This window comes from Pseudomonas sp. CLCA07 (assembly GCF_053615335.1).
This window is the reverse complement of sequence record NZ_CM132131.1, coordinates 5,219,905-5,245,237: the sequence shown is the minus strand read 5'-3', so window position 1 is coordinate 5,245,237 and position 25,333 is coordinate 5,219,905. Positions and strand designations below refer to the sequence as shown.

General features: G+C 57.5%; 35 protein-coding genes. 16 read left to right on the top strand and 19 right to left on the bottom strand.

Going from position 1 to position 25,333, the window contains the following annotated elements; genetic code table 11:
• Window positions 1-3 precede the first annotated feature (3 nt).
• From ACWGZX_RS24075 to ACWGZX_RS24015, 13 genes are all read right to left on the bottom strand, one after another.
• Entirely contained in the window at window positions 4-603 is a 600-nt protein-coding gene (locus tag ACWGZX_RS24075) for a terminase small subunit (protein ID WP_452625732.1), read from the bottom strand.
• Window positions 604-1,226: 623 nt separating this feature from the next.
• A complete protein-coding gene (locus ACWGZX_RS24070) occupies window positions 1,227-1,517 on the bottom strand; it encodes a hypothetical protein (RefSeq protein WP_452625731.1) in 291 nt (96 codons plus the stop codon).
• A 45-nt stretch (window positions 1,518-1,562) separates the two neighbouring features.
• On the bottom strand, window positions 1,563-2,006 hold the full coding sequence (locus ACWGZX_RS24065; protein WP_452625730.1) for a DUF1737 domain-containing protein: 444 nt from the start codon (window positions 2,004-2,006) through the stop codon (window positions 1,563-1,565).
• Between the two features lie 128 nt (window positions 2,007-2,134).
• Complete coding sequence (locus ACWGZX_RS24060) at window positions 2,135-2,470, bottom strand: phage holin, lambda family (RefSeq protein ID WP_452625729.1); 336 nt, start codon at window positions 2,468-2,470, stop codon at window positions 2,135-2,137.
• Window positions 2,471-2,811: 341 nt separating this feature from the next.
• Window positions 2,812-3,393 (bottom strand): hypothetical protein, encoded by a 582-nt coding sequence (locus ACWGZX_RS24055; RefSeq protein ID WP_452625728.1) that lies wholly within the window; start codon window positions 3,391-3,393, stop codon window positions 2,812-2,814.
• A 47-nt stretch (window positions 3,394-3,440) separates the two neighbouring features.
• Complete coding sequence (locus ACWGZX_RS24050) at window positions 3,441-3,761, bottom strand: hypothetical protein (RefSeq protein WP_452625727.1); 321 nt, start codon at window positions 3,759-3,761, stop codon at window positions 3,441-3,443.
• On the bottom strand, window positions 3,730-5,052 hold the full coding sequence (locus ACWGZX_RS24045; RefSeq protein WP_452625726.1) for a tyrosine-type recombinase/integrase: 1,323 nt from the start codon (window positions 5,050-5,052) through the stop codon (window positions 3,730-3,732). Before ACWGZX_RS24045 ends, ACWGZX_RS24050 begins: the two co-directional genes overlap by 32 nt.
• Window positions 5,049-5,282, bottom strand: a complete 234-nt coding sequence (locus tag ACWGZX_RS24040; RefSeq protein ID WP_452625725.1) for a DUF3310 domain-containing protein — start codon at window positions 5,280-5,282, stop codon at window positions 5,049-5,051. Before ACWGZX_RS24040 ends, ACWGZX_RS24045 begins: the two co-directional genes overlap by 4 nt.
• On the bottom strand, window positions 5,282-5,785 hold the full coding sequence (locus tag ACWGZX_RS24035) for a hypothetical protein (RefSeq protein ID WP_452625724.1): 504 nt from the start codon (window positions 5,783-5,785) through the stop codon (window positions 5,282-5,284). Before ACWGZX_RS24035 ends, ACWGZX_RS24040 begins: the two co-directional genes overlap by 1 nt.
• Window positions 5,785-7,164, bottom strand: coding sequence for a replicative DNA helicase (dnaB, locus tag ACWGZX_RS24030; RefSeq protein WP_452625723.1), 1,380 nt, complete (start codon window positions 7,162-7,164; stop codon window positions 5,785-5,787). The genes ACWGZX_RS24035 and dnaB overlap by 1 nt, the downstream gene beginning before the upstream one ends.
• Window positions 7,157-7,864, bottom strand: coding sequence for a helix-turn-helix domain-containing protein (locus tag ACWGZX_RS24025; RefSeq protein WP_452625722.1), 708 nt, complete (start codon window positions 7,862-7,864; stop codon window positions 7,157-7,159). The genes dnaB and ACWGZX_RS24025 overlap by 8 nt, the downstream gene beginning before the upstream one ends.
• Before the next feature lie 183 nt (window positions 7,865-8,047).
• The gene (locus ACWGZX_RS24020; RefSeq protein ID WP_452625721.1) at window positions 8,048-8,650 is read right to left on the bottom strand and encodes a hypothetical protein; all 603 of its coding nucleotides are present in this window, start codon (window positions 8,648-8,650) and stop codon (window positions 8,048-8,050) included.
• Between the two features lie 95 nt (window positions 8,651-8,745).
• Window positions 8,746-8,940: a Cro/CI family transcriptional regulator gene (locus tag ACWGZX_RS24015; protein WP_452625720.1), complete on the bottom strand. Its 195-nt coding sequence runs from the start codon at window positions 8,938-8,940 to the stop codon at window positions 8,746-8,748.
• A gap of 109 nt (window positions 8,941-9,049) precedes the next feature.
• On the opposite strand from ACWGZX_RS24015, the gene ACWGZX_RS24010 reads away from it, so the two are divergent.
• The 9 genes from ACWGZX_RS24010 to ACWGZX_RS23970 all read left to right on the top strand — a co-directional run bounded on the left by ACWGZX_RS24010 (window position 9,050) and on the right by ACWGZX_RS23970 (window position 12,904).
• Window positions 9,050-9,862: a LexA family transcriptional regulator gene (locus tag ACWGZX_RS24010; RefSeq protein ID WP_452625719.1), complete on the top strand. Its 813-nt coding sequence runs from the start codon at window positions 9,050-9,052 to the stop codon at window positions 9,860-9,862.
• A gap of 9 nt (window positions 9,863-9,871) precedes the next feature.
• Entirely contained in the window at window positions 9,872-10,099 is a 228-nt protein-coding gene (locus ACWGZX_RS24005) for a hypothetical protein (RefSeq protein ID WP_452625718.1), read from the top strand.
• 49 nt (window positions 10,100-10,148) lie between these two features.
• Window positions 10,149-10,337, top strand: coding sequence for a hypothetical protein (locus ACWGZX_RS24000; protein ID WP_452625717.1), 189 nt, complete (start codon window positions 10,149-10,151; stop codon window positions 10,335-10,337).
• 120 nt (window positions 10,338-10,457) lie between these two features.
• Window positions 10,458-10,661, top strand: coding sequence for a hypothetical protein (locus tag ACWGZX_RS23995; RefSeq protein ID WP_452625716.1), 204 nt, complete (start codon window positions 10,458-10,460; stop codon window positions 10,659-10,661).
• Window positions 10,658-10,960 (top strand): hypothetical protein, encoded by a 303-nt coding sequence (locus ACWGZX_RS23990; RefSeq protein ID WP_452625715.1) that lies wholly within the window; start codon window positions 10,658-10,660, stop codon window positions 10,958-10,960. Before ACWGZX_RS23995 ends, ACWGZX_RS23990 begins: the two co-directional genes overlap by 4 nt.
• 152 nt (window positions 10,961-11,112) lie before the next feature.
• Window positions 11,113-11,361 carry a DUF1654 domain-containing protein gene (locus ACWGZX_RS23985; protein ID WP_452625714.1) on the top strand — a complete coding sequence of 83 codons (249 nt, stop codon included), beginning with the start codon at window positions 11,113-11,115 and terminating at the stop codon, window positions 11,359-11,361.
• 305 nt (window positions 11,362-11,666) lie between these two features.
• A complete protein-coding gene (locus tag ACWGZX_RS23980) occupies window positions 11,667-11,966 on the top strand; it encodes a hypothetical protein (RefSeq protein ID WP_452625713.1) in 300 nt (99 codons plus the stop codon).
• Window positions 11,963-12,424: a hypothetical protein gene (locus tag ACWGZX_RS23975; RefSeq protein ID WP_452625712.1), complete on the top strand. Its 462-nt coding sequence runs from the start codon at window positions 11,963-11,965 to the stop codon at window positions 12,422-12,424. The genes ACWGZX_RS23980 and ACWGZX_RS23975 overlap by 4 nt, the downstream gene beginning before the upstream one ends.
• A gap of 81 nt (window positions 12,425-12,505) precedes the next feature.
• Window positions 12,506-12,904, top strand: a complete 399-nt coding sequence (locus ACWGZX_RS23970; RefSeq protein ID WP_452625711.1) for a hypothetical protein — start codon at window positions 12,506-12,508, stop codon at window positions 12,902-12,904.
• On the opposite strand, the gene ACWGZX_RS23965 is transcribed toward ACWGZX_RS23970, so the two are convergent.
• Window positions 12,859-13,119: a hypothetical protein gene (locus tag ACWGZX_RS23965; RefSeq protein ID WP_452625710.1), complete on the bottom strand. Its 261-nt coding sequence runs from the start codon at window positions 13,117-13,119 to the stop codon at window positions 12,859-12,861. The genes ACWGZX_RS23970 and ACWGZX_RS23965 overlap by 46 nt on opposite strands.
• A gap of 123 nt (window positions 13,120-13,242) precedes the next feature.
• On the opposite strand from ACWGZX_RS23965, the gene yejK reads away from it, so the two are divergent.
• Entirely contained in the window at window positions 13,243-14,250 is a 1,008-nt protein-coding gene (gene yejK, locus ACWGZX_RS23960; protein ID WP_452625709.1) for a nucleoid-associated protein YejK, read from the top strand.
• Window positions 14,251-14,288: 38 nt separating this feature from the next.
• Here the strand turns inward: yejK and ACWGZX_RS23955 are convergent, their stop codons facing one another.
• From ACWGZX_RS23955 to ACWGZX_RS23945, 3 genes are all read right to left on the bottom strand, one after another.
• Window positions 14,289-14,864 carry a hypothetical protein gene (locus tag ACWGZX_RS23955; protein ID WP_452625708.1) on the bottom strand — a complete coding sequence of 192 codons (576 nt, stop codon included), beginning with the start codon at window positions 14,862-14,864 and terminating at the stop codon, window positions 14,289-14,291.
• Between the two features lie 123 nt (window positions 14,865-14,987).
• A complete protein-coding gene (locus ACWGZX_RS23950) occupies window positions 14,988-15,173 on the bottom strand; it encodes a hypothetical protein (RefSeq protein ID WP_452625707.1) in 186 nt (61 codons plus the stop codon).
• A 162-nt stretch (window positions 15,174-15,335) separates the two neighbouring features.
• Window positions 15,336-15,521: a hypothetical protein gene (locus ACWGZX_RS23945; RefSeq protein ID WP_452625706.1), complete on the bottom strand. Its 186-nt coding sequence runs from the start codon at window positions 15,519-15,521 to the stop codon at window positions 15,336-15,338.
• 379 nt (window positions 15,522-15,900) lie between these two features.
• Here ACWGZX_RS23945 and ACWGZX_RS23940 point away from each other — a divergent pair, with 379 nt between their 5' ends.
• The 5 genes from ACWGZX_RS23940 to codA all read left to right on the top strand — a co-directional run bounded on the left by ACWGZX_RS23940 (window position 15,901) and on the right by codA (window position 20,262).
• On the top strand, window positions 15,901-16,113 hold the full coding sequence (locus ACWGZX_RS23940; protein WP_452625705.1) for a helix-turn-helix transcriptional regulator: 213 nt from the start codon (window positions 15,901-15,903) through the stop codon (window positions 16,111-16,113).
• Between the two features lie 63 nt (window positions 16,114-16,176).
• Complete coding sequence (queD, locus tag ACWGZX_RS23935; RefSeq protein WP_123426580.1) at window positions 16,177-16,533, top strand: 6-carboxytetrahydropterin synthase QueD; 357 nt, start codon at window positions 16,177-16,179, stop codon at window positions 16,531-16,533.
• A 213-nt stretch (window positions 16,534-16,746) separates the two neighbouring features.
• Window positions 16,747-17,577, top strand: a complete 831-nt coding sequence (locus ACWGZX_RS23930; protein WP_452625704.1) for an alpha/beta fold hydrolase — start codon at window positions 16,747-16,749, stop codon at window positions 17,575-17,577.
• Between the two features lie 155 nt (window positions 17,578-17,732).
• Window positions 17,733-19,004: a cytosine permease gene (gene codB, locus ACWGZX_RS23925; protein WP_452625703.1), complete on the top strand. Its 1,272-nt coding sequence runs from the start codon at window positions 17,733-17,735 to the stop codon at window positions 19,002-19,004.
• Between the two features lie 13 nt (window positions 19,005-19,017).
• Complete coding sequence (codA, locus tag ACWGZX_RS23920; protein WP_452625702.1) at window positions 19,018-20,262, top strand: cytosine deaminase; 1,245 nt, start codon at window positions 19,018-19,020, stop codon at window positions 20,260-20,262.
• Window positions 20,263-20,444: 182 nt separating this feature from the next.
• Here codA and ACWGZX_RS23915 read toward each other — a convergent pair whose 3' ends face one another.
• On the bottom strand, window positions 20,445-21,437 hold the full coding sequence (locus ACWGZX_RS23915) for a diaminopimelate epimerase (RefSeq protein ID WP_452625701.1): 993 nt from the start codon (window positions 21,435-21,437) through the stop codon (window positions 20,445-20,447).
• A 165-nt stretch (window positions 21,438-21,602) separates the two neighbouring features.
• On the opposite strand from ACWGZX_RS23915, the gene ACWGZX_RS23910 reads away from it, so the two are divergent.
• Window positions 21,603-22,754, top strand: a complete 1,152-nt coding sequence (locus ACWGZX_RS23910; RefSeq protein ID WP_452625700.1) for an MFS transporter — start codon at window positions 21,603-21,605, stop codon at window positions 22,752-22,754.
• 141 nt (window positions 22,755-22,895) lie between these two features.
• Here the strand turns inward: ACWGZX_RS23910 and ACWGZX_RS23905 are convergent, their stop codons facing one another.
• Window positions 22,896-25,319: a TonB-dependent siderophore receptor gene (locus ACWGZX_RS23905; protein WP_452625699.1), complete on the bottom strand. Its 2,424-nt coding sequence runs from the start codon at window positions 25,317-25,319 to the stop codon at window positions 22,896-22,898.
• Window positions 25,320-25,333 lie beyond the last annotated feature (14 nt).

Genomic DNA, 25,333 nt, shown 5'->3' with positions numbered 1-25,333 from the left:
GGGTTAACTCGCTGCAGTCAAAGTATGAACAAGGTCCGCCGAAGACATTCGTTCAGCATCCTCCAGCACCCGGCGCAGTGCGGCGGTGAGGTGCTTCTCGATTTGCCAGTGATCGCTCATGGCGGCCAGCTCTGGAGCCAACTGTGGCGGCATGCCCAGCAGCAGGTCGCGCAACATTCGCCCCGTGGTGTACGCCGCCGCTTTCACAGCCTCCAACTCGACATGGGCGCCACGAGTCTTGTGAAACTCGCTCTCGCTCAGGCGTGACTCGTAAAACTCGCGGAAGGCGCGGGACTCCTGAAAGTCCGGGATGCCCTCGCCGGGCAATGGTTCCTGATGCGAAACAGGAGGCGAAGATCCATATTCGATGGAGGGTGCGGGGGGTTGCCCTTCCGGTCTGCGCTGAATACGTTCGCGCTCATGCCGCGCCGCCATATTGGCTTTGCTCGGGTCTGAGGTGCTGAACAACAGCCGGTCCGTTGCCTCGACATCCACCATGCCGTCCGCCATTAGAACCAGGCGACCCGTCTTGGCCAGTTTCGACACATAGGGTTTCGACCAGCCTTGGCGAGTGGCGAACTCCGCTTTGCTGAGTGCTGTCATGTCCATGCCTTTCAATTAACCAGACGCGCCGAGAGTTAAAGACGGATTTCCTTGCGGCATAAACGAAAAACCCCGGCACGCAGGAAACGTCCGGGGTTTGTTTTTGGCGTACAACTGAACGCGCTCGACGGGGCCTGTCGCGAGAGATTTTCCGAACCTCAAAGCATCGTGATCGGACCTTTGCGAAGCGAGTTAACCGGTTGAGTTTCTCTGAAAAACGTTCGAGTTTTCATCCGAAGTGCTCGAGTTTTCACAAAAAACAGCTGAGTTTTCTCGAAAAACGCTCGAGTTTTCAGCGCGACGACTGAGTTAACTCCTTGCAAACCCCCCCCATAAAAACGGCTACAGGCTACGGCCTGCAAGGCTTTCAGCCCGGTTAACCCGCCGAGTTAACCAGTTAACCGAGTAAATCAGTCGGTTAACTCATTGGTTAACCGGGCCACAAGCCACGTACTACGGGGCTTGCAGCGATTTTTACGGCAAACATTGGCTAACCAGGTTAACTCATCGGTTAACCGGGCTACAGACTACGTCCTGCGCGGCCTGTAGCGATTTTTACGGTAAAAAAGAGTTAACCAGTTAACCAATGTTTGAGGGCTCCCGCTAACAAACTCCCGCGAGTCTTATGCCCCGTATTCCTTGGAAGTTGCCAGGGTCCCCGTCGGTCCTGTTCTGCACACCGAAACACTGCCACGCCCTAGCATTCTTTCCAGGGCCTGCGAGTTCTGTAGCGCTGCATCGGTGCTATCAACTGGGCAGCTAAGCTCTTCACGGGCATGATCAAGCGCACGCTGCAACGCGTCGATGATCTTTTCAATCGTTCCATCCCGGCGGAAGGACAGGTTTGTCACACCGCCGGTCTCTGTCTTAACCCAGAGCACGTCCAATTCTTCGTTCAACACCCGTACTTGCATAAGTCCCCCTTTCTATAGCTTTCACAAAACGACTCCAACTGGCTATCAAGGTATTGCTGCAAGCTGGCGGGCAATCTCGTCATAAATCGTCTTGGCTGACCAGGTATGCGCCACGAGGTCAGTGCCAGCTTGAAGCAGTGCGGCATCACCCTCAGCGGGAATGGCCGGTTGGTCACTCAGGTCGTTGTAGCTACCCGAGAAGTCCGAAGTCCCACTGCCAATAGCGGTACGAGCAGCCGCGGCATCGACACTCACCAGCACGGCCTTACCGACATCCGAGGCATCGGTAATGTTGTCCGAGGTGATATCACCGGGCGCACCACCGACATTGCTCGACCCCTTCACCACAGCCTGAAGCACTTGAAAGCCTTCAGTGATGGAGACAGGACTTCCGTAAGGCTGCCAGCCATCGGCAATGGCTTGTGCCAGCTTGGCCGTCAGCTCATCGGGAGTATTGGCGACAACGGTTTCGTATTGGGTGTAGGCCATTATCTAAACCTCACGATTGAATGATTGAGCGGTGAGTGGCTGACATGCAGGCGACTCACCACAGTGGATGTGACCTGTGACGGCATAGACCATCAGGAGCACAAGCGGCAGCAACCAAGGATGGCGCTTCACGGCGCTGAATCCGACTTAGGAAACTTGAAGTCGGCGAACCGATCAGCCAGATCGGCGATTTTCTTTACCCCAAGAAAGCCGATGAACACACCGGCCGCCGTGGCGAAGTTCTGCGGTAAGCCGAAGTACTCCAGTAGTGGAATCAAGCCAATGGTGATCAGCGTGCAGAGCGAAGCTTCAAGCAGCGCCTGTCGCCGGGTGCCGCCGCCGTAAATGATCCGCAAAGCGCCCACCACGAATGACAATGCTCCGGCGTAGATCGTCGGCGCATGCTGGCTCAGCCACGCGAAAACGAGCAGCCAAGTGTCTGGTTTGTCCGGCATTGGTTTCATCCGATGTCCTCCCCGGTCAGGGAGCAGAAACAAAAAAGACCCACCGATATGGCGAGCCTTGAAATAGGTTTGCGTGTCTTCCCACGCTGCCCGCCAACGCCACCCCGCAAGCACAACTGAGGACTAGGGCGCATTAGCTGCCGGTGTTGTTTTGTGACGCCGCACTACCGGCTATCGACGTCTAGGCGCTGCCCGAAGGCCCACCCCAGCTATGGCTTCACGCACAAAATTCAGACATAAAAAAACCCAGCGCGATGGCCGGGTTTTCTTTGATCTGAGAGCAAATTGCCATAGGCAAAATACTAACTATGGCGAAATCATGCCGTCAGCCGTGCGGGAAGTCAAGCAGCCTCTTTCATCTTGTAAATTACCCCACCAATTGGGCTCAAGGCGCGAGCGTCAATGTCGTAGCAGGCGTCGAAGCAGAACTGCACAAAAGGCTCCCAATCCCTTCCCCATGCCGCAGACGGAAGCTTGATACCGTACTCAGCATCCATCCATGCGCGGAACATCTCGGGTTTGATCAGCGGATCAGCGTTGGCTGACTGCCCACCCTGGTGCATGTACCGGTAGCGGCGCAACACACCCTTAGCAACGTAGCTGGCTCGGTACCGCTTGCTGGCGGTCATTCGCTCTACTCGCGAGCAAGCCAGATTGAACACCGCGTCTTCTGCTTCCTCCCTATCATCATCGGTCGGCTCGGCTGCGTACATGGCATTGCCGAAGGCGCGCAGCTGAAAGTGAAGGCATGCTATTGCTGACTGGATGTGACCGGCCAGCGCTGCGTGCATTGCGGGGTTCGCTGTTGGACCGAGCTCAGTGCTCTGCACCACCACCCCCAGTTCAGCGGCATCAGAGGTCTGCCCCGGAGCCGGGTTGTAATTGCAGTCATGCCACGCCTGGCGTGCGGAATTGATCTTCATGCATCCGCCCTTTTCAGTTCGTTGAACAGCGTCCGGTCAACCATCGCTCAATCCCCTGTGAAATTCGTTCCGCCGGCACCGCGACGGTTGTTCTGTTGGTAGTACGCAGCCGGGCCAGATGTCGACACGCCCCGCTTCAGTACTTCAATTTCGCGCTGAGCCTGCTGCAATTTGAGGCTGAGCTGTGTCACCAATTCGTCTGTAGAAAGCACCAACCTGCTGCCCGCCATTACCCAACCTGAGCCGTTGCAATCGGTGCATACCAGCTCATGAAAAACACCCTGCACCACGGCTTTGCCCTTGCAGGTCGAGCAGTACTCCAACTCGATCTGCGCCTTACGAAAGCCAAGGGTCTGGGCTTTCTGCATGTTTTGAATCCTCACCTATGGTTGATTTTTGAATAGGGTCGCAGCCCTTACGCGGCGCAGCCTCCAGAGGATTACCCGAATTTGCGTTTCTACCGTCCTTCAACCCGTGAATTAGGGAAAAGCCCTTACCGTCTAAATGGGCGTGCCATAGTTCAAGGGCTGCACGTTTGCGCTCTTCAACGGTGGTATGGATGTAGGCCTGCACGTTGTGACCCATCGCGTGGTTGATCAGCATCTCGCCAATCAGGAAGTCGATACCGAGGTCTGCCCAGCCGGTACGGGCCAACTTGCGCAGGTCATGACTGCTCCACACGCCCTCCCCCAGTCCGGCGAACACGGCACTGGCCTGCCCTTTGCTCATGCCCTTTCCTCTGTGGGAGCGAAACAGGCAATCTCCGTCGTAATTGCTCGCCTTTTGCGCCGCGCGGTACCGAATTAGAAGGGTGCAGACCTGTTCGGTCAGTGGGAGCGAGTGTTCAACGCGGGTCTTGGTGTTACCCACTGGCAGATACCAGGTGCGTTCGGACAGGCTGATGTGCGACCACTGCGCTTTTCGGGTTTCGCCGATGCGTGTGCCATGGCAGAGCATCATCAGTGCGAGCATGGCCGGCTGTGGATTGAACTCGAACAGGTCATACAGCTGGCTGAGCAATCCCTCCACCTGCACCCCGCGCAAGCGAGCGGGTTTGGCATTGATCTTCTTCTTCGAGAAGTCACCGAACTTGATGCCCACCATCGGGTTTTTCGGTATCAGGCCCAAGACGCGCGCCTGACGGCACGCGACCACCAGCAGACCAAAGATCAGCCGCACGTACTCGAGTGAGTAAGTCTCTTGCAGCGGCCACATCAATTGGGTGTCGAGGGTTCCATGGCGGACATCGGCCAGCGGCAGATCACCCACGCGCGGGATCAGGTGCCGGGCGATGGCGGACTTGCCTGTGGCCTTGCGCTCGACTGATAGATTACGGTCGCGGCTCATCCGAACGGCGTACCACTTGAGTAGCTCGCCGAGTGTTGCCCACGGTGAGACGGCGGCCCCGACTTCCGGGTTGGTGCTCAGCCGTATGCGCAAGTCAGGCAGCGCCGCCAACACGGCTTTCGCCGACAGATCCGGATAAGCGCCGATGCGGTTCCACTTTTTGCGAACCACCAAACTCCAGGTCCCGCGCGGCCGGGCCTCGGTGAATCGGAAGTAAAGCCCCGGATGACGAGGATCACGCATCAACACCGCAGCCGGATCATCGGCACGACGCCGAATCTCGGCGTCAGAAAAGGCTACGGTCATCGTCATGCAGACACCGCCGTGGGTGCCATGCGCAGGTTCTCCAACTCTATCAGCAGCTCGATGAAGTGCTTGGCCTTCTCCAAATCCGCGAGACCACCCTTGTCACGCCACCGCGTCACGTACTTGATGACGCTACCTTCGGCGAAGGGAATGTGGTTCGCATGGATGTACTCAATCGGCTGGATCTTCAACGATTTGTAATGCTCGCCCGACACCTGCTTGTCCAGAGCGCTCATTACGCAAATTCCCTCAACGCTTCATGCAAGCGCCTGGCCTTGATAATGGCTGCGGCATTGCTCTCCCGCTCAGCCTCAACTGACAGCGCAACTTCTTCGATACGTACAGCCATTGCCCTCATGCGCTTACTGAATTCGTCCGAGAGACTCACCACCTCACCAGACAAGGTCGCCAAAACATCCAAGGCGCCGGCCTCGGGCTTCTTGATCGAAATGACGGTCTGCTTGGTTGCCTGAGTCATTACTTGTTCCTTCTTGGGTTTGGAGGTGACTGCATCGCGTTGAAACTTTCCGCCTACCGGCTCCCGGATCAGTCCGGCATCCTTCAGCTCACCAAGCGCACGGCGAATGGCATAAGCCGATGCACCCGTTGCATTGGCAGCCAGGACAGCGCGATGGATATCGTGAGCGCTCCAGCTCGTTTGGATCGGTACGTAGCCAAAGACCTTTTGGGCGATTGAAGACTGTCCGACGAGCATTTGCTGTTGGCGTAATTCGTTCATTAGAATTTTTCCTTTTTGGCGTATCGACCGGCCAGACTCGCTACCTTCGCCGACTGCTCGACAGGCTCTGGCTTCCACCCGTCAGCAAGGTTTTCAAAGCGGTTGTACTGCCCAAGAAATACAGTGCGGACCGTGCCCATTTCGATGTCGCGCCCCTTACCGATGATGATTTCAGCAATGCCCTTGGCATCGGTGTTCTCGTGATAGACCTCGTCGCGGTACACGAACAGGATCACGTCGGCGTCCTGCTCGATGGCGCCCGACTCCCTCAAGTCCGAGGGGATTGGCCGCTTGTTCGGGCGTTCTTCACATTTTCGGGAGAGCTGGCTCAGCAGCACGACAGGAATGCCCAGTTCCTTGGCGAGCAACTTGCAGCCGCGACTGATACTGCTCACCTCTTCAGTTCGGTTGCCGCCCTCGCCTTCCAGCAATTGCAGGTAGTCGATCATCAGCAGGTCCAGGCCGTAACGCATCTTGTGGCGGCGGGCCAGTGAGCGGATGCGGCCAATCGACGAGCCCGCTCGGTCGGCGATATAGAGAGGAGCGCGACGCAGCACACCGGCCGCAGCGGCGAGTTCCGTGCCGTGGGTCTGGCATGCCGTTCCATTCTTCACCATCGTGAGCGGAATATGGCCCTCCGAAGCCACAGCCCGATCCAGCAGCTGCCCCTTGTTCATTTCCAGACTGATGACGAGTGATGACTTGCTTTGGCGTACGGCCGCGTCGATAACAAAGCCCATCGCCAGCGTGGTCTTGCCCATGGCGGGACGCCCAGCAACGATGTACAGATGGTCTGGTTGAAGGCCGCCGAGCTTCTCGTCCAGATCTCGTAGGCCAGTCGACAGACCGATCAGTGTTTCGCCACGCGCATGACGATCATGGCGCTCCTGCCACACCTCCAACTGGTCGACCAGCACATCACCCACTTTGACGATGTCGTCATCACCAGAACCGCAATCGATGGCCATGGCCGCGGCCTGGACGGCGGCGATTTTCGCCTGCACATCCTGATCGCTGTGCGCGATATCCATAGCCTGGCTGCCAAGGTCAAACAACGACCGCTCGATTGCCCTTTCTCGCACGATTGCCGCGTAGGTTTTGGCGTTGGCAACGCTGGGAGTGCCGTTTACGATTTCGGCGCAGTAGGCAAAAGCAGGGGAGCCATCCGGCAAGGTGCCAACGTGGTCACCAACGGTGAGGAAATCGACAGATTTTCCGGCCGACCGAACCGCCATGATCCCCCGGTATACCTCGGCGTTTTCCGGAAAGTAGAAGGATTCGGCGGACAGGTCGTCGCTCAGGGAGTCGATCAGTTCAGGGCGCTGCATCATCGCGCCCAGAAGGCCGTGTTCGGCCTCGATGTTGTAGGGGTCACGCATTGTAATTGCCCTCTACGACCTTGACGAAGTTGCTCGGGGCGATCAGCCAATCAAAGTTGCAGCGGAACGGGCTACCACCGGCAGCGGCCACCTCGCCCATCAAAAATTTGCTCGAGCGCACTAGGGTGAAATACTCAGCCCAGAAGCCGAGGTCCTGGTGCACATCACTCTCGTTCCAGCGTGCACCGATCTTGGTGATCCGATCCTTGGTCAACATCACCACTCGAGGAAACTCCGGGATCGTCGTGTTGAACAAATCGACGATTGCCTGGGTTGGGCACTTCGGCTTCGAAATCTTCGGTGGTTGCTCATCGTCGACAAGAGGTGACGGTTCACTTGATGGTTCTATTACGGTTCTGGGTGCGGCTGCTGCGGGGGTTTGTGTCGTGAGCTGCGGGGGTGATGGTGCGGCTGTTGCGGGGCGCACCTGTTGCGGGGGTGCATATGCTGCCGGGGTTAAGGTGTACATTGTCGAGCGGCCCATGCGCTCACGAACAGACAGTAATCCGACTTGCCCCAGCCACTTGATCGCCGTCTGAACCGTTCTTTCAGCAAGGCAGGTCCGTTCCGAAATGCGTGCCACTGAGGGCCAGCAAACACCCTCATCGTTTGCATTGTCCGCCAACGAGATCAATACAGCCTTTTGTGGTCCGCTCATGCCCTGAAGCGGCCAGCACAAACTCATGATTATGGTGCTCACAGCCGATCTCCAATTTCAGAGTCAACCGTGATGCAGAGTCGCGACACGTTTTTCGATTGCTCGAACAGTGTCGCGACATGGTGGGTATTGCCGGGGCTAGCGATCGTGTTCATAATGACGCCACATTGTTTTATACGTTGTTGAAGAAGCCGGGTTGCAGCCCGGCTTTTTTGTGCCTGGGATTTAGTGAGTCTTCGAAGCAACAACCGCTGCTTGATCAGCCATGGCAACCGCATGAGCTGCAAGCGAGCGGCAGAAGGATTCGAAGGACTCGGCATAGCCCTTGTCTTTATGGTCAAACACACCGTCCGCGAAAACCTTCCCGCCCAGCCCGGCGACATGACCGAAGCTCATCGAGATACCAGCGAAAACCTGGAGGGCGTCATCGATGCCCGAGCCGATCTGCTTAACAGCAAGAAGGCCGTAACGACTCGATAGCTCAATCAGTGCACGGTCGCGCCAAGGTTGATCGAGTGCCGCAACCCACGACTCTTCAATCCACGAAGGGATTTCGATACGGTCTCCGCTGTAGTCGAGCCAGCGCTCAACACGTTTGCTCCACGCTTTGTAGGCGCGGCCATAAGCCTGCATGTCTGCGGTCTTGGTCATCCCTTGCAGATCAGGAAAGCCCTTCTCTTTGCAACGTTCTGGAGCACGATCAAAGAGTTGATGGTTGAGCTGCTCTGCAAAACCGTCCTGGCTCATGCTCGTACGAGCGATCATGTCTCGCGCCATAGCAACCAAGACCGCATCGCGTGTTTCGTGTCGCAAATTCGACGTTTCCATGAGGCTCTCTCGTTCGTATTCTTGATTCAACGGATCAGGTGACAGGGGAATTGGGGGTCCATGTACATTCGGGTGCTCCGGGCTGTTGAAATTGGTTAAGCGGCTGATTTTTGGGATGGGAACGGACGCTGCTCTTGAGCCGACAAGCTGCCGTCTTCTTCGAGGGTCACAAAAACATCGCGGCCTACGCGGATAGCCTTACTTAGGGCGCCTTGCGTGCAGCCGAGCATCTGAGCCGCCTTTGTATGGCCATGCTCTTTAGCGAATTGGGAAAGCGGGATACGGCGCATGGCGACGTCCTCAACATAGATTTTCATCGTCAGTATGACCGCCGGTATTGTTAATAGTCAATACCGGCGATATTGGTTAAGCAAATACCGCAGGTAATAAGATCGTCGGATGAAAAAAGACTCCCGAAGACTTCCTCTCACTGATTGGCAGCTGCAAGACAGCGAGCGGCTCAAGGCGATCTTTCAAGAGAAGCGAGGCACGCTGAAGCTCACTCAGGAAAAGATTGCCGGCGAACTTGGTGACGGCGTCACACAGGGAGCTGTCAGCCATTTCATGAATGGTCGAACTGCTTTGAGCATCAAGGCGGCAACAGTTTTTGCCAGAATGCTTCAGGTGCCGGTATCAGCGATCAGCCCTACCCTGGCCGCTCAGGTGCAGAAGATGGCGTCGTCACTGGATGGCGGCCGAGCTACGCCGCCCCCCCTGCCAACGTCAAAAGAAGCGGCAAACACCCCGCTTCCTGCTGGAGAGGACATTCACGAAACCTCCGACGAGCGTTACGCGTTCATTCCTCAATACACAGCTAGGGCAGCCGCCGGCCACGGACACGACAATCCACACGTCGAGATTCGAAGCACCTTGGCTTTCAAAAAGGAATGGTTGCGCACTAAGGGGTTATCCCCAAAGAACTTGAAGGTGATCTACGCCGACGGCGACAGCATGTGGCCAACAGTTAGCGACCATGACGTTCTGCTGGTGGATGAGTCGCGGATCGAGCCAACTGACGGGCAAGTTTTCGTGCTGGCCAGCGCTGACAAAGGTGTGATCGTGAAGCGCCTGATCAAAACCGCCCTCGGCAGTTGGATCATCCGCAGCGACAACGAAGACAAAGACGACTATCCCGACCAGGTGTTGTCACGCAACGAGATCAACGAATACCGAATTATTGGCCGGGTAGTCTGGCGCGGCGGGGATTTGTAGGAGATCGGTATGTCACTCACCAAGCCCAACCAAGAACTGCATCGCGAGCTCAAGGCGCTAGGGCTTGAGATCGAGCAGGCCGCAGACGAAGTGCTCAGCATTACAAAGGACTGCCGCGATATTGAGGTGGCTGCCGTGCTCAAGCTCATTGCAAAGATGTATGAGCGTGCAGATCGGGTTGCGGCGCTTGCGGATGAAGTGAAGGTGGGCGTAATAACCAGAGCCAAGGTCGAGTGATCTGGCGCAGCGTGGGTTTGTACTAGATCTGGATCGAGGGATTGACGGTATGGCGCACTCGCTTCAATACCATATAGGTGAATCCATCCGCGCCATCGAGGCAGAGGTGGGGAAGCTGCTCGATTTGGCTACAGCGCTCAAAGAAGCCGGGAATGTTGACTTGGCTGCGTCTGTATCAATCCAAGCGCACAAACTTATTGAGGTGGCGGTAGCGCTTAGAATCGCTATGGCCGGATGAAGGCGGAAGGATTGTGCGAGCTAACGCTGATTAGCATTCGATCTTAGGGCATGTGCTCTGGTGAGCTATCTATTCGCGCTAGAAACTGAAAGACAAGCAACACCCTGCACGGGTTACTCAATGACGAAGAAGCAGACAGAAAGTAAAGCTGCAGCGACTGCCGCTGAAATTGAGAACTCTATTCAAGCCCTGAATAAAATGGCTGAACGCCTTTGGGGGGATGGCCGGGAAGCTGAGGCGAAAGCCCTCCTCGATGCCTTAGATGCCTTAAACCGAGCGCTCGACCGGATCAGGATTGGAGAGGGCCGCAGGGTTCTTCATTGAGTACAACTCAGCTGGCGGCTGAACAGGCCTCGGGTTACAACCTGCATATAAGCTTCTCTGTCGGTCCGAAAAATGAATTTCTGCCCGGCGCAGATGTGGTCGTTCAGAACTCACAAGGGCATCCTGTCTTTACTCTGAATCAGGCTGACCCTCTGGTTTATGTACAGCTTCCCGCTGGCAAATATACGGTGGTTACCACGCGTAGCGGGGAAAAGCGGCGCAGCACTGTTGATGTCGGGAACGGCTCCGCCCATGCGGTGAACGTTCATTGGAGCAATGCTCAGTACGCCGCTAGTTAACAATTTTGAAAGGATCTGACCTCGTACAAAGAGCCCGCCGAGTGCGGGCTTTTTGTTGCGAGCGATACAGAAAAGTACAACTGTTCTCTTTTCGGATAGTCAAGATCATCGAGCCAGAATACTGTATATCCATACATATAAGGAGTGACACGATGGCAAAGGCAAAACAAGCACCGCCCCACCCGACCTCTTACGAACTGCTCAGCCTGCGAATCCACAAAATCATTTACAACCCCCGCTCGCAGACGTCGAAGTCTGCTCTCCTTGAGAGAGCAGCCAACGATTCTCCCGAAGACTGGGATCGCATCCTGGACGAGATCGCCGAGAACGATAACGTGACCATAGCCCATCGAGATGACGGCGCCGTGCAGATTTTCTGGACTGTGCCCAAGGAAGACTGAAATCAACGATCCTTCTTTGCCCGCCGCCGTGCGGGTTTTTTTTTAGCGCTGAAAATAATATGACCGGAGGTATTGACCTACCAGCAATACCGGCGGTATTGTTAATCCATCGCAGCGACACACAGCCACTGCGAAGGGCCTCAAAGGGCCTGAGCGCTCTTTAACAGTTTGAAGACAGACCCTGATTGTGATCAGGGAACAACAACGCAACACAGCCCGCTTTCGTGTCCAGTCATTCGGCACGCAAGGTTTGCTGAGCAACAAGACAGCATCACTGCTGCACCTTGGCGACAGGGTGCATCGGGATGACAACTCAGACTCAAGGATTAGCCATGCATCCAGCATTTCAAGAGCGCATTGATGAACTCGGTGAGCTGCTGCAACGAACAAAGGCCGCCCGAGCAGGGTTTTACGGCCGTATTGATCAACCAGCGCCAGCCAAACCGGTGCGCTACCAAATCGCCGGGCGAAGCGTTGGCATGTATCAGATTAAAGACCGTACCACCAACAAGACCCGCGCCTTCCGTGACGACTACAACGCCGCTCTCGAACTTGCCATACAGCTTGAAGCAAAGGCCAATCGCCAGATTGCGGCGACACGATGAAAAAGCGAAAACCTAATAACATGCGAGCTCGAATGGAGCGTGTGAGCCGGGCAGAGCTTAAGGTCAATCACGTCGCGGTGATCCACATAGACCCCAGCGGCCGCCAAGGGATGATCAACTGGAAGACGTGTAGGAGCATCCCGACAGGACAGCGCATGGCCGAAGCAGTTTGCGACATTGCTCACCGCTGGACGATCTATGCCAGCGTCCAGTGTCGCGACCAGCGCGGCCACCGTTACACCAAATCGGTCGAGGTTGCGCCCCAAGGCAATTATCTGGCCGCCCACCTCGAGGACGTGATCGAGGACACCTACAAAACCCTCGTCGCCGAGAGCAATCCGAATCATCGGGTCGCTTCGGGCTGGATAGCCATTCCCGCCGAGGTATCGCTGATTGAAGAACAGGCCGCCCGGATGTTCGACGCCGTGGGCGTCTGGAACCAGCAGATAGCAGCATGAGGCGTGTCAACAACCAGGTGCGCCAGCGCCGACGACAGACATGGCTGGATCTACCGGCCCACGGAATTGAAGAGACAGGCCATGGCCGATGAATCACAACAGCCAACATCGGAGGCACTGAAGCAAATCCGAAAGCGAGCAAAGAAAGCTGCGGACGATGCAGCCAACGCTGTCGAGCGCGTTCAAGTTGATATGGCGGGTGGCTTCAGGGCTGACCTGAAACGCCTAATGAAAGAGCACGGTTTCAACAACCAGCAGGAGATTTACCAGAACCTACTGCGCAATGTAATCGCCGCCGACGTAGAGACGGCCGCCTGGATGCTGAGGTGTGTCACGACACCTTATGCGCCAAGCGAAAAGGTGTCGCGTGCATTTCATGATCAAAGTTTGGTCGAGTTGAGGCGTGATCCGGGGGATGAGGTGCTCAGTCCTAATCAGTCGTCAATCTCGTGCCAACAACCGCCGCGCAATCTTTGCTGAAGCCGTTTTTGAAGATCCTCTATTTCAGGCTTCGATAGTTCTTTTTCGCTTTTAACAACGAGATCAGGCTTTTCCTTTGTAGGCTGCCCTTTTTTGTCAAAGTGAAGACTCCACAAAAAGATCAAATTGCCATCTCCGTACTGGAGAGCAATCTTCTGATACTCGGAAAGATCCATCGAGTCGATCTGTGCGACTTCACAGGATTTAGCGCTCATAACGAACACCTCTCTGGCTGATTCGCCGACTTTTAATCAGGACCTCTGTAATACCCCACCAAAACCCAAATTGCCACTGTCGCATCCGGTCACGGAGGGCGGTGCCTACCCGAGGTAACCGCAATGCCCGTTCTTCACAGCATCATGCACAAGATCGACAAGAAGCCAGACGGCAGCCCTGCCATCCTGCATTTAAGCGATGCCGAGCTGATCGAGAGTGATGCCCGAGCCGATCTAATGCACCGGCTCAACGAAAGCTACAACGCCAAGACAGGTAAAGCCTGGGGTTACTTTCACGCCGAATCGGGAGCGCATCCGCTCAGCGGCTGGATCGGCAAGTACTTGGCCGGCACCGATGATTTTCTATCGTTCAGCAGCATTGCCGTCGAACATCTGACCCGGTTGATGGAAGAGTCGAACCTGACCATCGGCGGACACGCGCTCTTTTGCCATTATCAGCAGGGCCTGACCGAATATCTGACCATAGCCCTGGTGCAAGAGACCGAGGCGGTGACCATGACCGAAGGCCTGACGTTGATGCCTATTCGGCGCCTGGATCTCGATCACATTCATTTGGCCGCGCGCATCAACCTTAGCGAATGGAGAAGCAACGCCAAGTCGCGCCAGTACATTTCGTTCATCAAGGGTAAAGACGGAAGGAAGGCCAACGATTACTTCCGCGACTTCATCGGTTGTCAGGAAGGTATCGATTGTCCAGGCGAAACCCGAACCTTGCTCAAGGCGTTCAGCGACTTCATTGAGAACGAGGATCTGGGTGACGAGTCGACCCGCGAAAAGACCCATACCCTGGTCAGTTACTCCTTGAACCAAGCCAAGATGGGGGAGCCAATCACCCTCGACGAACTGTCCGAGCTGATCGATGAAGACCAGCCCAAGGCATTTTCCGATTTCATCCGTAATAAGGATTATGGCCTATCGGAAACCATTCCGGCCGACAAAAAGACTCTGAACAAATTCCGCCGCTTCACTGGCCGCGCCGAGGGCCTGTCGATCAGCTTCGAGCAGCACCTGCTCGGATCGAAGATCGAGTTCGACGAAGCCGGCGGCACGCTGACTTTGCGTGGTCTGCCAACCCAGCTAACAGAGCAACTCAAGCGCGCAGCCGCCTGACCACCCTGCTACGCCGCAGTCCTGATCGGAGGCCGCACCTAATCGTTTGAAGGCTCACCATACATCTCTTCTGGTGATGGCCTTGGCGCACCGGTCGACGCGGCAATTTCACAAGCATCTACTGCCACTCTCAAATGGTCTTGGATTTCAGAAATCATCCCATGCCACTTATTATAATAAATGGCCTTCTGTTGGCTCTCCAACCCATTCCAAGACTCATGAATCACTATCGAACGAGCGTCAGCCAAAAATGTTTGGATCAGCCCCAAGGATCTGGAAGCCCTTTTTGCTGCATGCTTCGGTAGCTTGAGCAATGGGTACAGATCTTCGATTGAGATAGCTTTTGCGAGCTCTTCAAGATCGTCCAGGCACTTCAAAATAATGGGATCAGGCTCGACTGTCCCGACCTCACGGAATGAAATGCACACCGACAGATAGGACGCTATCCTTTCGAGGGCTGACAGCGGGCTGAGCATTTTCGCAGCAGCCAATTCTAAGCGATCCTTTTCAGCTTTTCTGTTTGCTCTAGTAGCTTGAACAGAAAACCATAGAGCTACAGCAACAGCAGCGGTCGTACTTACGGTTGACAGCACTTCCCACACCGAATCTGCCATCTTCCTGCTCCTTTGGTCTGCCGCTTATCCAGCGCTCTCGACAACAGAACACAAATACCCCACTTCAACGAATCACGCCAGCCGGCGAGCCTGATACCTGAACGCCGCCGGCCCCAATCTCACCTATCGCTCTGAATGCTCTGTAAGTCGGTCAATCTCTTTCCTGTAGGTCGCAAGATCAATGATCTGCCGCAAGCAAATGACGACCTCCAGCTTTTGCTTGTCGTCGGGAATCCCCAGTCGCTTAAGCATCATTTGAGCGTCTTCTTGGATTGCCGCGAGTGCATCGATATCGCTTTGCAATCTCATATCGGTCTCCCTTCAGGCTGAATTCGACATAGATACATAAACTACAAACTCACTTCACGTCAGCCGGCGAGGATCCACAATGCCTACAGCAATAGAGTTGTTCGCCGGCCCGATTAGGACGCCACGGCAAAGCAGGCCGAGCATAACGGAATGGACGAAAGCTCAAGAGTGTGGCCAGGTTTTCGCAGCTGCTTCATTCAACTTTTCGCATTGCTGCTCGGCCTGGAGGGCATTAGGGAAACTCGGGGCGACCGCTTCTCCAGATCTGGTATCAACAACTCGAAAATAAAAGCCATCTGGTGCTTCTTTGTCGGTTGGCCTTTTTTGCACAACAAAAACTTCTTCCATAGCTGCATACCAGATGGTGAGTTTCAGTACATTAATCGGTGCTGAACGAATATCAAGCTAGAAAGATAAAAAGCGTTCGAGTGCTGCCCCCCTCCCCTTCAAAGTCAGCCGCTATAGCGGCCTGACGATCTGCGCCAGCTCTCCACTTCGCTGACGACTGAGCGGGACCAGTTAAAGGCCGAGAAAGAGTCGCTGCTCAAGGCTCTTGGCGGAATGCTGTTCGCCTTCGACGACGGCGTAGGCCTCGACTGGTCAACTGATCTGCTCAATTACGCTCGGACACTTTGCCCAGCAGCGGAATTCAAACCATAACCCCTCACCACCTTCTGCCGCCGCGCGCGGCTCATTGATTCACGCCCCAAGCGGCAAGGAGCTATAAATGGCAGCAGCACAGAACATTGATCGTTTCCTGCGCCTCGCCGAGGTGCTGCGCACCACCGGTCTCGGTAGAAACACGGTTTATCGCCGGATCAGGGAAGGCACCTTCCCAAAACAGGTTAGAATAGGTCCTAACTCGGTGGCCTGGCGTCAGTCTGCAATCTCGCAATGGATGCTCGATTTGAACCCCAGCAACGATCAATCAGTACATTGATCAGTACACCAAAAACCATTCCTCGCTTAAAACCATCTAAATTCAAGCCCTACAGGTCATACCGTGGAAATCTTCAAAGAGTTTACGTTCGAATCCGCCCACCGCCTGCCCCACGTACCGGAAGGCCACAAGTGCGGCCGCCTGCACGGTCACTCGTTCAAAGTGGCAATCCACTTGAGCGGCGACCTCGACCCTCACACCGGCTGGATCCGTGACTTCTCCGAGATCAAAGAGATCTTCAAGCCGCTCTACGAGCGCCTGGACCACAACTACCTGAACGACATTCCCGGTCTGGAAAACCCGACCAGTGAAGTGCTGGCCAAATTCATCTGGAATGAACTGAAGCCCCTGCTGCCGGAACTCAGCGCGATCCGTATCCACGAGACGTGCACCAGCGGCTGCATCTATCACGGCGAGTAACAGGCCCTTGTAGGAGCTGCGGTGCGGCGATCCGACTTGCCAGCGAAGGCGGTGTGTCAGGTAACGATGATGTCGACTGACACACCGCTTTCGCTGGCAAGCCAGCTCCTACAATGAAGACTGCGTTTCGTCAGTGAATGATCAAGCCACCCTCAGCGGTGGCTTTTTTATGCCTATGCTTTTTGCCTCGCACCCCGCCAAGAGGACACGCAAATGGCTGACTGGCTGCTGGACCGCCAATACCGCTTCAACGGGCACCGGATTCACTACGCCGTGCACGGCGAAGGCCCGCCACTGGTGTTCGTGCATGGCACGCCCTTCTCTTCTTATGTGTGGCACCGCATCGCCCCGCACTTCATTGCCACGCACCGGGTGCATTACTTCGACCTGCTGGGCTATGGCCAATCGGAGAAAATCGACGGCGACGTTTCGCTGGGTGTGCAGAACGAGTTGCTGGCGCATTTGCTCGAACACTGGGCAATCGAGCGGCCCGACGTGGTGGCCCACGATTTCGGCGGCGCCACCGCGTTGCGCACTCACCTGCTGAACGGCAAGGATTACCGCAGCCTGACATTGATCGACCCGGTGGCGCTGACGCCCTGGGGTTCACCGTTCGTGCAGCACGTGCGCCAGCATGAAGCCGCGTTCAGTGGCGTGCCGGATTACATCCAGCGAGCCATCGTGCCGGCCTACATTCACGGGGCGATCAAACGCGACATCCCCGATGAAGAACTCGCACCGTACGTGCAGCCGTGGCTGGGGGAGCCGGGGCAAGCAGCGTTCTACCGGCAGATTGCGCAGATGGACGAGCGCTATACCCGCGAGGCTGAAGGTTTGTACCCGACCATTCGGTGCCCGGTGCAGATTCTGTGGGGCGAGGACGATCAGTGGATCCCCATCGAACGCGGACGGGCCTTGCACCAGATGATTGCCGACTCGCAATTTCACCCGGTCCCCAATGCAGGGCATCTGGTTCAGGAAGATGCGCCGGAAGCGATTGTTGCCGCGTTACTGAAATTCTTGCCCCTACACATTTCCCCCTGAACCCCACAAGGGGAATGTGTTGCTTCAGGTGCACCGCTTTCGGGCCACATTCCCGGCCAAATTCTGGCGTTCGGCTATAAATAACCACATCCACACCCTTGGCACGACCACTGCAACCCTCACAGCGTCCTCCCCCATTTTGCAAGGAACGCCACATGACGCAGAACGATCCGGGCAACGATTACCCCCTCAGCGAAGTCCCGATGCATGCCCGCAAAGGCCTCGCCTCCACGGCGATGGTGCTGCTGGGTTTCACCTTCTTCACCGCCACCATGTTTGCCGGCGGCAAGCTCGGTGTGGCGTTCGACTTTGCCGAGATGATGGCGGTGATTATTGTCGGCAATCTGTTGCTGGGAATCTACGCCGCCGCATTGGGCTATATTGCGTTCAAGAGCGGACTCAACTCGGTGCTGATGGGCCGTTTCTGCTTCGGTGAAGTGGGCAGCAAGCTCAGTGACCTGATTCTCGGTTTTACCCAAATCGGCTGGTACGCCTGGGGTACTGCCACTGCCGCCGTGGTGTTGGGCAAGTATTTCGAATTGAGCGAGGGCACGGTCCTCGGGCTGATGGTGCTGTTCGGGATGATATTTTGTGCGACCGCCTATGTCGGTTATCGCGGGCTGGAAATTCTCTCTTACATCGCTGTTCCGGCAATGATGCTGCTGCTGATGCTGTCAATGTGGGTGGCGACGGTAAAGGTCGGCGGGCTCGATGGTTTGCTCGCCGTAGTGCCGACGGGATCGCTGGATTGGTCGACCGCCGTGACCCTGGTGTTCGGCACGTTTGTCAGCGGTGCGACCCAGGCCACCAACTGGACGCGCTTCTCGCGCTCGGCACGGGTCGCGGTGCTGGCGAGCCTGATCGGGTTCTTCTTCGGTAACGGATTGATGGTGGTGATCGGCGCCTACGGGGCCATCGTCTACCAACAACCGGACGTGGTCGAGGTGCTGCTATTGCAAGGTTTTGCGATGGCCGCGATGGCGATGTTGCTGATCAACATCTGGAGCACCCAGGACAACACCATCTACAACTTCGCTGTCGCCGGTTGCAACCTGCTGCGCACCGGCCGGCGCAAAACCGTGACCTTGGGCGGCGCGGTTATCGGCACGCTGCTGGCACTACTGGGCATGTACGACATGCTGGTGCCATACCTGATTCTGCTGGGCACGGTGATTCCGCCAATAGGTGGCGTGATCATGGCGGACTTTTTCTTTCGCTATCGAGGTCATTATCCCAAGTTGGCCAACGCACGCTTGCCCGCATTCAACTGGCCGGGTTTGACGGCCTATGCCGTCGGCACCGTGGCCGCTTTCAGTTCGCCGTGGGTCGCGCCGCTGGTAGGGATTGCCGCTGCCGCGCTAACGTATATGTTATTGACCGCCGTGCTCGGTGCTCGAACCGCCATTGCACCACTAGAAGATCTATAAAAGGATTCGCCTGATGCACATCATCAACGCCCGCCTGCGCAACCAAGAAGGCCTGCATGAGCTGCACCTGGAAAACGGTCTGATCCGCACCATCGCCCGGCAGACCGAAGCCCCGACCCTGGGTCCCGACGATCTGGACGCCGGCGGCAACCTGGTGGTGCCACCCTTTGTCGAGCCGCACATTCACCTCGACGCCACCCTGACCGCCGGCCAGCCGCGCTGGAACATGAGCGGCACGCTGTTCGAAGGCATCGAGTGCTGGGGCGAGCGCAAGGTGACGATCACCGAGGAAGACACCAAAGCCCGCGCCAAGAAAACCATCCAGACCCTCGCCGCCCACGGCATCCAGCATGTGCGCACCCACGTCGACGTCACCGACCCGCAGCTCACCGCGCTCAAGGCGATGCTAGAGGTGCGCGAGGAAAGCCGTCACCTGATCGACCTGCAAATCGTCGCGTTCCCGCAGGAAGGCATCGAGTCGTACCGCAATGGCCGCGAGCTGATGGAAGAAGCGATCCGCATGGGCGCCGATGTTGTCGGCGGCATTCCGCACTTCGAGTACACCCGCGATCAAGGTGTGAGTTCGGTGAAGTTCCTGATGGACCTGGCCGAGCGCACCGGTTGCCTGGTGGACGTGCACTGCGACGAAACCGACGACCCGCATTCGCGCTTCCTCGAAGTGCTGGCCGAAGAGGCGCGCAGCCGCGATATGGGTTCGCGGGTCACCGCCAGCCACACCACGGCGATGGGCTCTTACGACAACGCTTACTGCGCCAAACTCTTTCGCCTGCTTGGGCATTCGGGGATCAGTTTTGTCTCTTGCCCCACTGAAAGCATTCACCTGCAAGGACGCTTCGATACTTTCCCGAAACGCCGTGGCGTGACCCGGGTCAACGAGTTGCTCGAAGCGGGGATGAACGTGTGTTTCGGTCAGGATTCGATCGTTGACCCGTGGTATCCGCTGGGTAACGGCAACATTCTGCGGGTGCTTGAAGCGGGTTTGCACATCTGTCACATGCTTGGGTACCGGAACCTGCAAAGCGCGCTGGACCTGGTGACGGACAACAGCGCCAAGGCCATGAACCTCGGCGAGCGTTATGGCCTGGAAGCGGGACGGCCGGCGAACTTGCTGGTGCTGTCGGCGGACAGTGATTACGAGGTGATTCGCAGCCAGGGCTTGCCGCTGTGTTCAGTTCGCGGGGGCAAGTTGCTGATGAAGCGGACGATGCCGGTGGTGGAGTTCAGCGGTCTGAGCTGAAATCTGTGCTGAATGTGATGGCCCCTTCGCGAGCAGGCTCGCTCCCACACTGGATTTATGTCATACCGAAGATCCCTGTGGGAGCGGGCTTGCCCGCGATAGCAATCTTGAACCCAACCTATCACTGTGCCGTTCACAAATCCCCTGTGGGAGCGAGCCTGCTCGCGAAGGCGATTTCGAATTCAGTCCATCAACCGAGCCGTGCCAAACAGCCTGACCCGACTCAATTCCCCCTCCACTTCCTCCAGCAAAATCGGCGCCGTGCCGCCCGGCATAACCACTTTCACTTCACCTGCCGCCACCCAACCCACCCGCCACGCCGCGCAAGCCACGGCACTGGCGCTGGTGCCCGACGACGCCGTCGGCCCTTCCCCGCGCTCAAACACCCGCGCTACGACTTGGCCTGCAGATTCAAGCATCGCCCACTGCACATTCACCCCTGCCGGACACGGGTCACCGGCCCCGGTCGGCATGGCATAAGCAATCCGCATCAACCCTTCTGCCAACGGTGATTCACGCATTTGCTCATTGCTCGGCAACGCAGCAGCATCCGCCACCAGCGTCACGCAATGCGGATTGCCGATGCGCACAAACTGGCTGCGGTTCCAGGCCGGTTCAAGCGCGGACAAGGGCCGCACGTGGCTGACTTCCCGCCCATTCAACAGCACGCCTTCAACCCCTTGCGCACCCACGGCTTGCGGCCCTAACGAAGGTTTTCCCAAATCCAGCCAGAACCCTTGCACGCCATCGACCTCGGCCGGTTTGACTGACGTCTCCCCCGGCGAAACCGCGTCCGTCTTGTCGTGATGAACCCGCAACAGGCACCCATCCTCCATCGTCATCAATCCGTGCTCACTCAGCGCCTGAGAAAAAATCGTCAGCCCATTGCCACTGCGTTCGGCTAACGTGCCGTCGGTGTTGACGATCAGCAGGTCATAGGGCGGCTCCGATTGAAACGGCCCGACCAGCAAACCGTCGCTACGATGGTCCTTGCTGCCGGATGGCTGAGTGCCGGGGGCCCAACCACAAAACGCCTCGATGGCCGCCAACGCCCACGTCTCGCGCGTTTGCGCGGCAAAGTCGGCCTGTTCGGGCAGATCAATTGCGCTATCACGCACGGCATCAGGCGCCACGACGATATAAATATTGCCTCGCGCATCGTACATCCGCGTCATGTCGCCTCCTGTCTGAACAATCAATTTATCGACGATATCGCGAAACGGCGACGGGCTGTGCAAGGATGTGGAGCTGTCGGGCCGCGAACTGCTGCGGACACTGATCGAACCCGCGGGATCAGTCAGTGTCCCTTGGGGATGCGACGTTTTTTGCCAAGGATTGATATGACCCATTTCCACACCCAAACCCCACTGATTCCCGGCCGACTGGAGCAGATGTCCACCCGCGTCGCCTTCTTCATTGCCGGTCTCGGCATCGCCGCCTGGGCGCCGTTGGTGCCTTACGCCAAGGCGCGGGCGGGGCTGGATGAGGGGACGCTCGGCTTATTGCTGTTGTGCCTCGGGGTGGGGTCGATTCTGGCGATGCCGTTGGCCGGGATGTTGGCCGCGCGCTTCGGTTGCCGGCGCGTGACGGCGGGCGGGACGTTGCTGATTTGCGCAGCCTTGCCGTTGCTGGCGACGGTGTCGACCGTGCCGGCGTTGATCGCCACGCTGTTCATGTTCGGCGCCGGGCTGGGCACGGTGGATTCGACGGTCAACCTGCAAGCGGTGATCGTCGAACGGGCCAGCGGCAAGAACATGATGTCCGGCTTTCACGGGATGTTCAGCCTGGGCGGGATCGTCGGTGCGGCGGGTGTCAGCGGCCTGCTCGGCCTTGGAATGTCACCGCTGGGTGCGATGTTGGTAGTGATTGCGGTGCTGGTGCTGGCCTTGCTGAAAGCTGCGCCGCACCTGTTGCCTTACGGCAGCGAAAGCACTGGGCCAGTGTTTGCCGTGCCCCATGGCATCGTGCTGTTTATTGGCGGGATGTGCTTCATCGTGTTCCTGGCCGAAGGCGCGGCCCTCGACTGGAGCGCGGTGTTCCTGGCGCAGGAGCGCGGGATCGACACGGCGTATGCGGGGCTGGGGTATGCGGCCTTTGCGCTGACCATGACCGCCGGGCGCTTGACCGGTGACCGGATTGTCCGGCGTCTGGGTGCTACGCGGGTGATTGTATTCGGTGGGCTGACGGCCGCAGCGGGCCTGGCGCTGGCCACGTTCGCGCCGGCCTGGGAGGCGGCGCTGGCGGGTTATGCACTACTGGGCGCGGGGTGTTCGAACATTGTGCCGGTGCTGTACACCGCCGTCGGCAAACAGACGGTTATGCCCGAGCACATTGCCGTGCCGGCCATTACCACGCTGGGTTACGCCGGCATCCTCGCCGGCCCGGCGGTGATCGGTTTTGTCGCCCATGGCAGCAATTTGAGTTTTGCCTTTGGGTTGATGGCGTTGTTGCTGGTGGCGGTGGCCATTGGCGGCAAGGTGTTGAAAGCCTGAATTGTGGCGAGGGGGCTTGCCCCCGTTGGACAGAGCAGCTGTCCCTTTTTTTGGGGCCGCTTCGCAGCCCAACGGGGGCAAGCCCCCTCGCCACAGCAAGCCCCCTCACCACAGCAAGCCTCCCTCGCCACAGGTGAGTATCTAGAACCCCACACTGGCCTGCACAAAGAACGTACGCGGCGCACCCACATACATCCCCGAGTTGTTGTCGCTGGACCGGGTGAAGTACTGCTTGTCGAAGATGTTTTTCACCCCGGCGCCGAGCTTCAGGTTCGACAGCTGCGAACCGAAGTCATAACCACCGCGCGCGTTCCAGATCATATACCCCGGAATGTCGCCGAACTGACCGTCTGCAGTACCTTCAGTGATGTAATCGCCGTTGAAGCTGCCATCGGCGTTTATGCCAGTGCCAGGCGAGCGCTGCTTGGACTGGGCAAATGCATCGAGGTTGTACGTCCAGCGATTGATGTCATAACGCAGCCCGGCGGTGAGCACCTGACGCGAATAGAACGGCAGGTCACGGCCCTTGAAACCCGGAATCTCACCTTCATAGGTAGCACGAGTGTAGGTGAAACCGGTGTAGGCAGTCAGGCCATCCAACATTGGGTTCAACGCGGCCAAGTCGTAATGCACCGAAGCCTCAACGCCCTGGTGCTTGGTCGCGCCGAGATTGGTCCAGCCCACGTCGTTGCTGATGTATTGCAGTTCGTCTTCGAAGTCGATGTAGAACAGCGTCACTTCCCCACCCCACACATCATCGTTGTAGCGCGTGCCGATTTCGTAGGTCTTGGCCTTTTCCGGCTCCAGGCCATTGGCAGTGTTATCGCCGATGCCGCCCTGGCCGAGTTGGAAATACTGCAGGCTGCCGAACGAGGTCTCGTAGTTGGCGAACAGCTTCCACTCTTCGGACAAGTGATACATCACGCTCAGGGCCGGCAGTGGTTCGTTGCTTTCGATGCTGCGGTTTTTCTCCGGCACGGGTTTGCCGGCGGTGTCGAGCACGGCGCGGTCGTGCCAGTCGGTGCTGATGTGTTCGAAGCGAATGCCCGGGGTCACGGTCCAGTTGCCGACATCAATCTTGTTGTCGACGTACACCGCGTTGGCTTCGGTGCCACCGGTACGATCCTGGTACACGTGGCCGTCAGAGCCCGGGATCAACACCGGCTCATTGTCCACCAGCGCCACACGGCTCGCTTCTTCGTGCATGGCTTCTTTCAGATAGCGGTAACCGACGCTGACTTCCTGGAGAGTCGGGCCCACATCAAACACATGGGACACCCGAGGCTCGATGCCGAAGGTGTAGTAATTGCGCGGGTACGAACTGAGGGTTTTCTGGTCGCGGGCGGCGATGTTGCTGCCACGAAAACTGTCGGTGTAATACGTCAGCACTTCGGCTTGGGTGCGGTCGTCGATCTGCCGTGCCCACCGGAATGACACATCCTTGCGGCGGCCGCTGAAGTTGTCGTGGTCGCGCACGGACTGGAACGGGTTCTCGTCGTATTGCTTCTGTGTCAGGCCGCCGGGCATGTCGGCGCTGGCGTCGTAGTAGTGAAAGTTGAGGCTGAAATCGTCGACATCGGTCGGCGCCCAGTGGGTCTTGAGGATCACGTCGTCGATGTCATTGTCGTTGTTGCCTTCACGGTAACCATCGCCGTTCACTCCGGAATACAACAACGCCATGCCGATGCCGTTATCCGCGGTACCGCCGAGGAACGCGGTGTCGAGGTGTTTCCAGCCACCGTACTGTGAAGTTTCCAGGGTGGTGCCGATTTCACCGGTGGCTTCTAGCGGGATCGCGCGCGTCACGAAGTTGATTACGCCCCCGACGTTTTGTGGCCCGTATCGCACAGAGCCGGCGCCACGCACCACGTCGATGCTGTCGAGGTTGCCCGAGGAAATCGGTGCCATCGACAGCTGCGGTTGACCATACGGCGCAAACGCGGCCGGTACGCCGTCGATCAATACGGTGGAGCGTGGCGACAGGCGCGAGGTCAGGCCGCGCACGCCGACGTTCAGGGAAATATCGCTGCCACCGGTGCCGTTGGCGTCCTGCACTTGCACACCGGGGACACGCTTGAGCACCTCGCCAACGTTCATCGCGCCCTGCTCGATCATCGCTTCGCGGCGAACCACCGTACGCGCGCCGGGATGGTTCTGCACCAGGGCCGCGTCGGCATCGTCGAGCCAATTGCCGACCACTTTGATGTCGGTCACGCCCAGCTCCAGCGGACCGGCCGAAGCGGACGTCGGCGCGGGTGTCAATGTGACCGAGCCTTGATCGATCTGGTATTGCAGACCGCTGCCTTGCAGCAATTGACGCAAGGCCTGTTCTGGCGAAATATCGCCATCGACGGCCGGGGCTTGTTTGCCGGCGACCAGTTCAGGACTGAAAAAAACCTGCAACGAAGACTGCTGACCCAACTGACTCAAGGCCTCGCCCAGTGGCTGCGCCTGAATATGAATGCCCCCGGCGGCGAACGCCTGGGGCAGCGCGGCGCTGACCGCCAAGGCGAGTGCCAACCGCAACCAATGAGATTTTTTGTTGTGGGCAGAGGTATTTTTCACGTCGAACAGTGTCC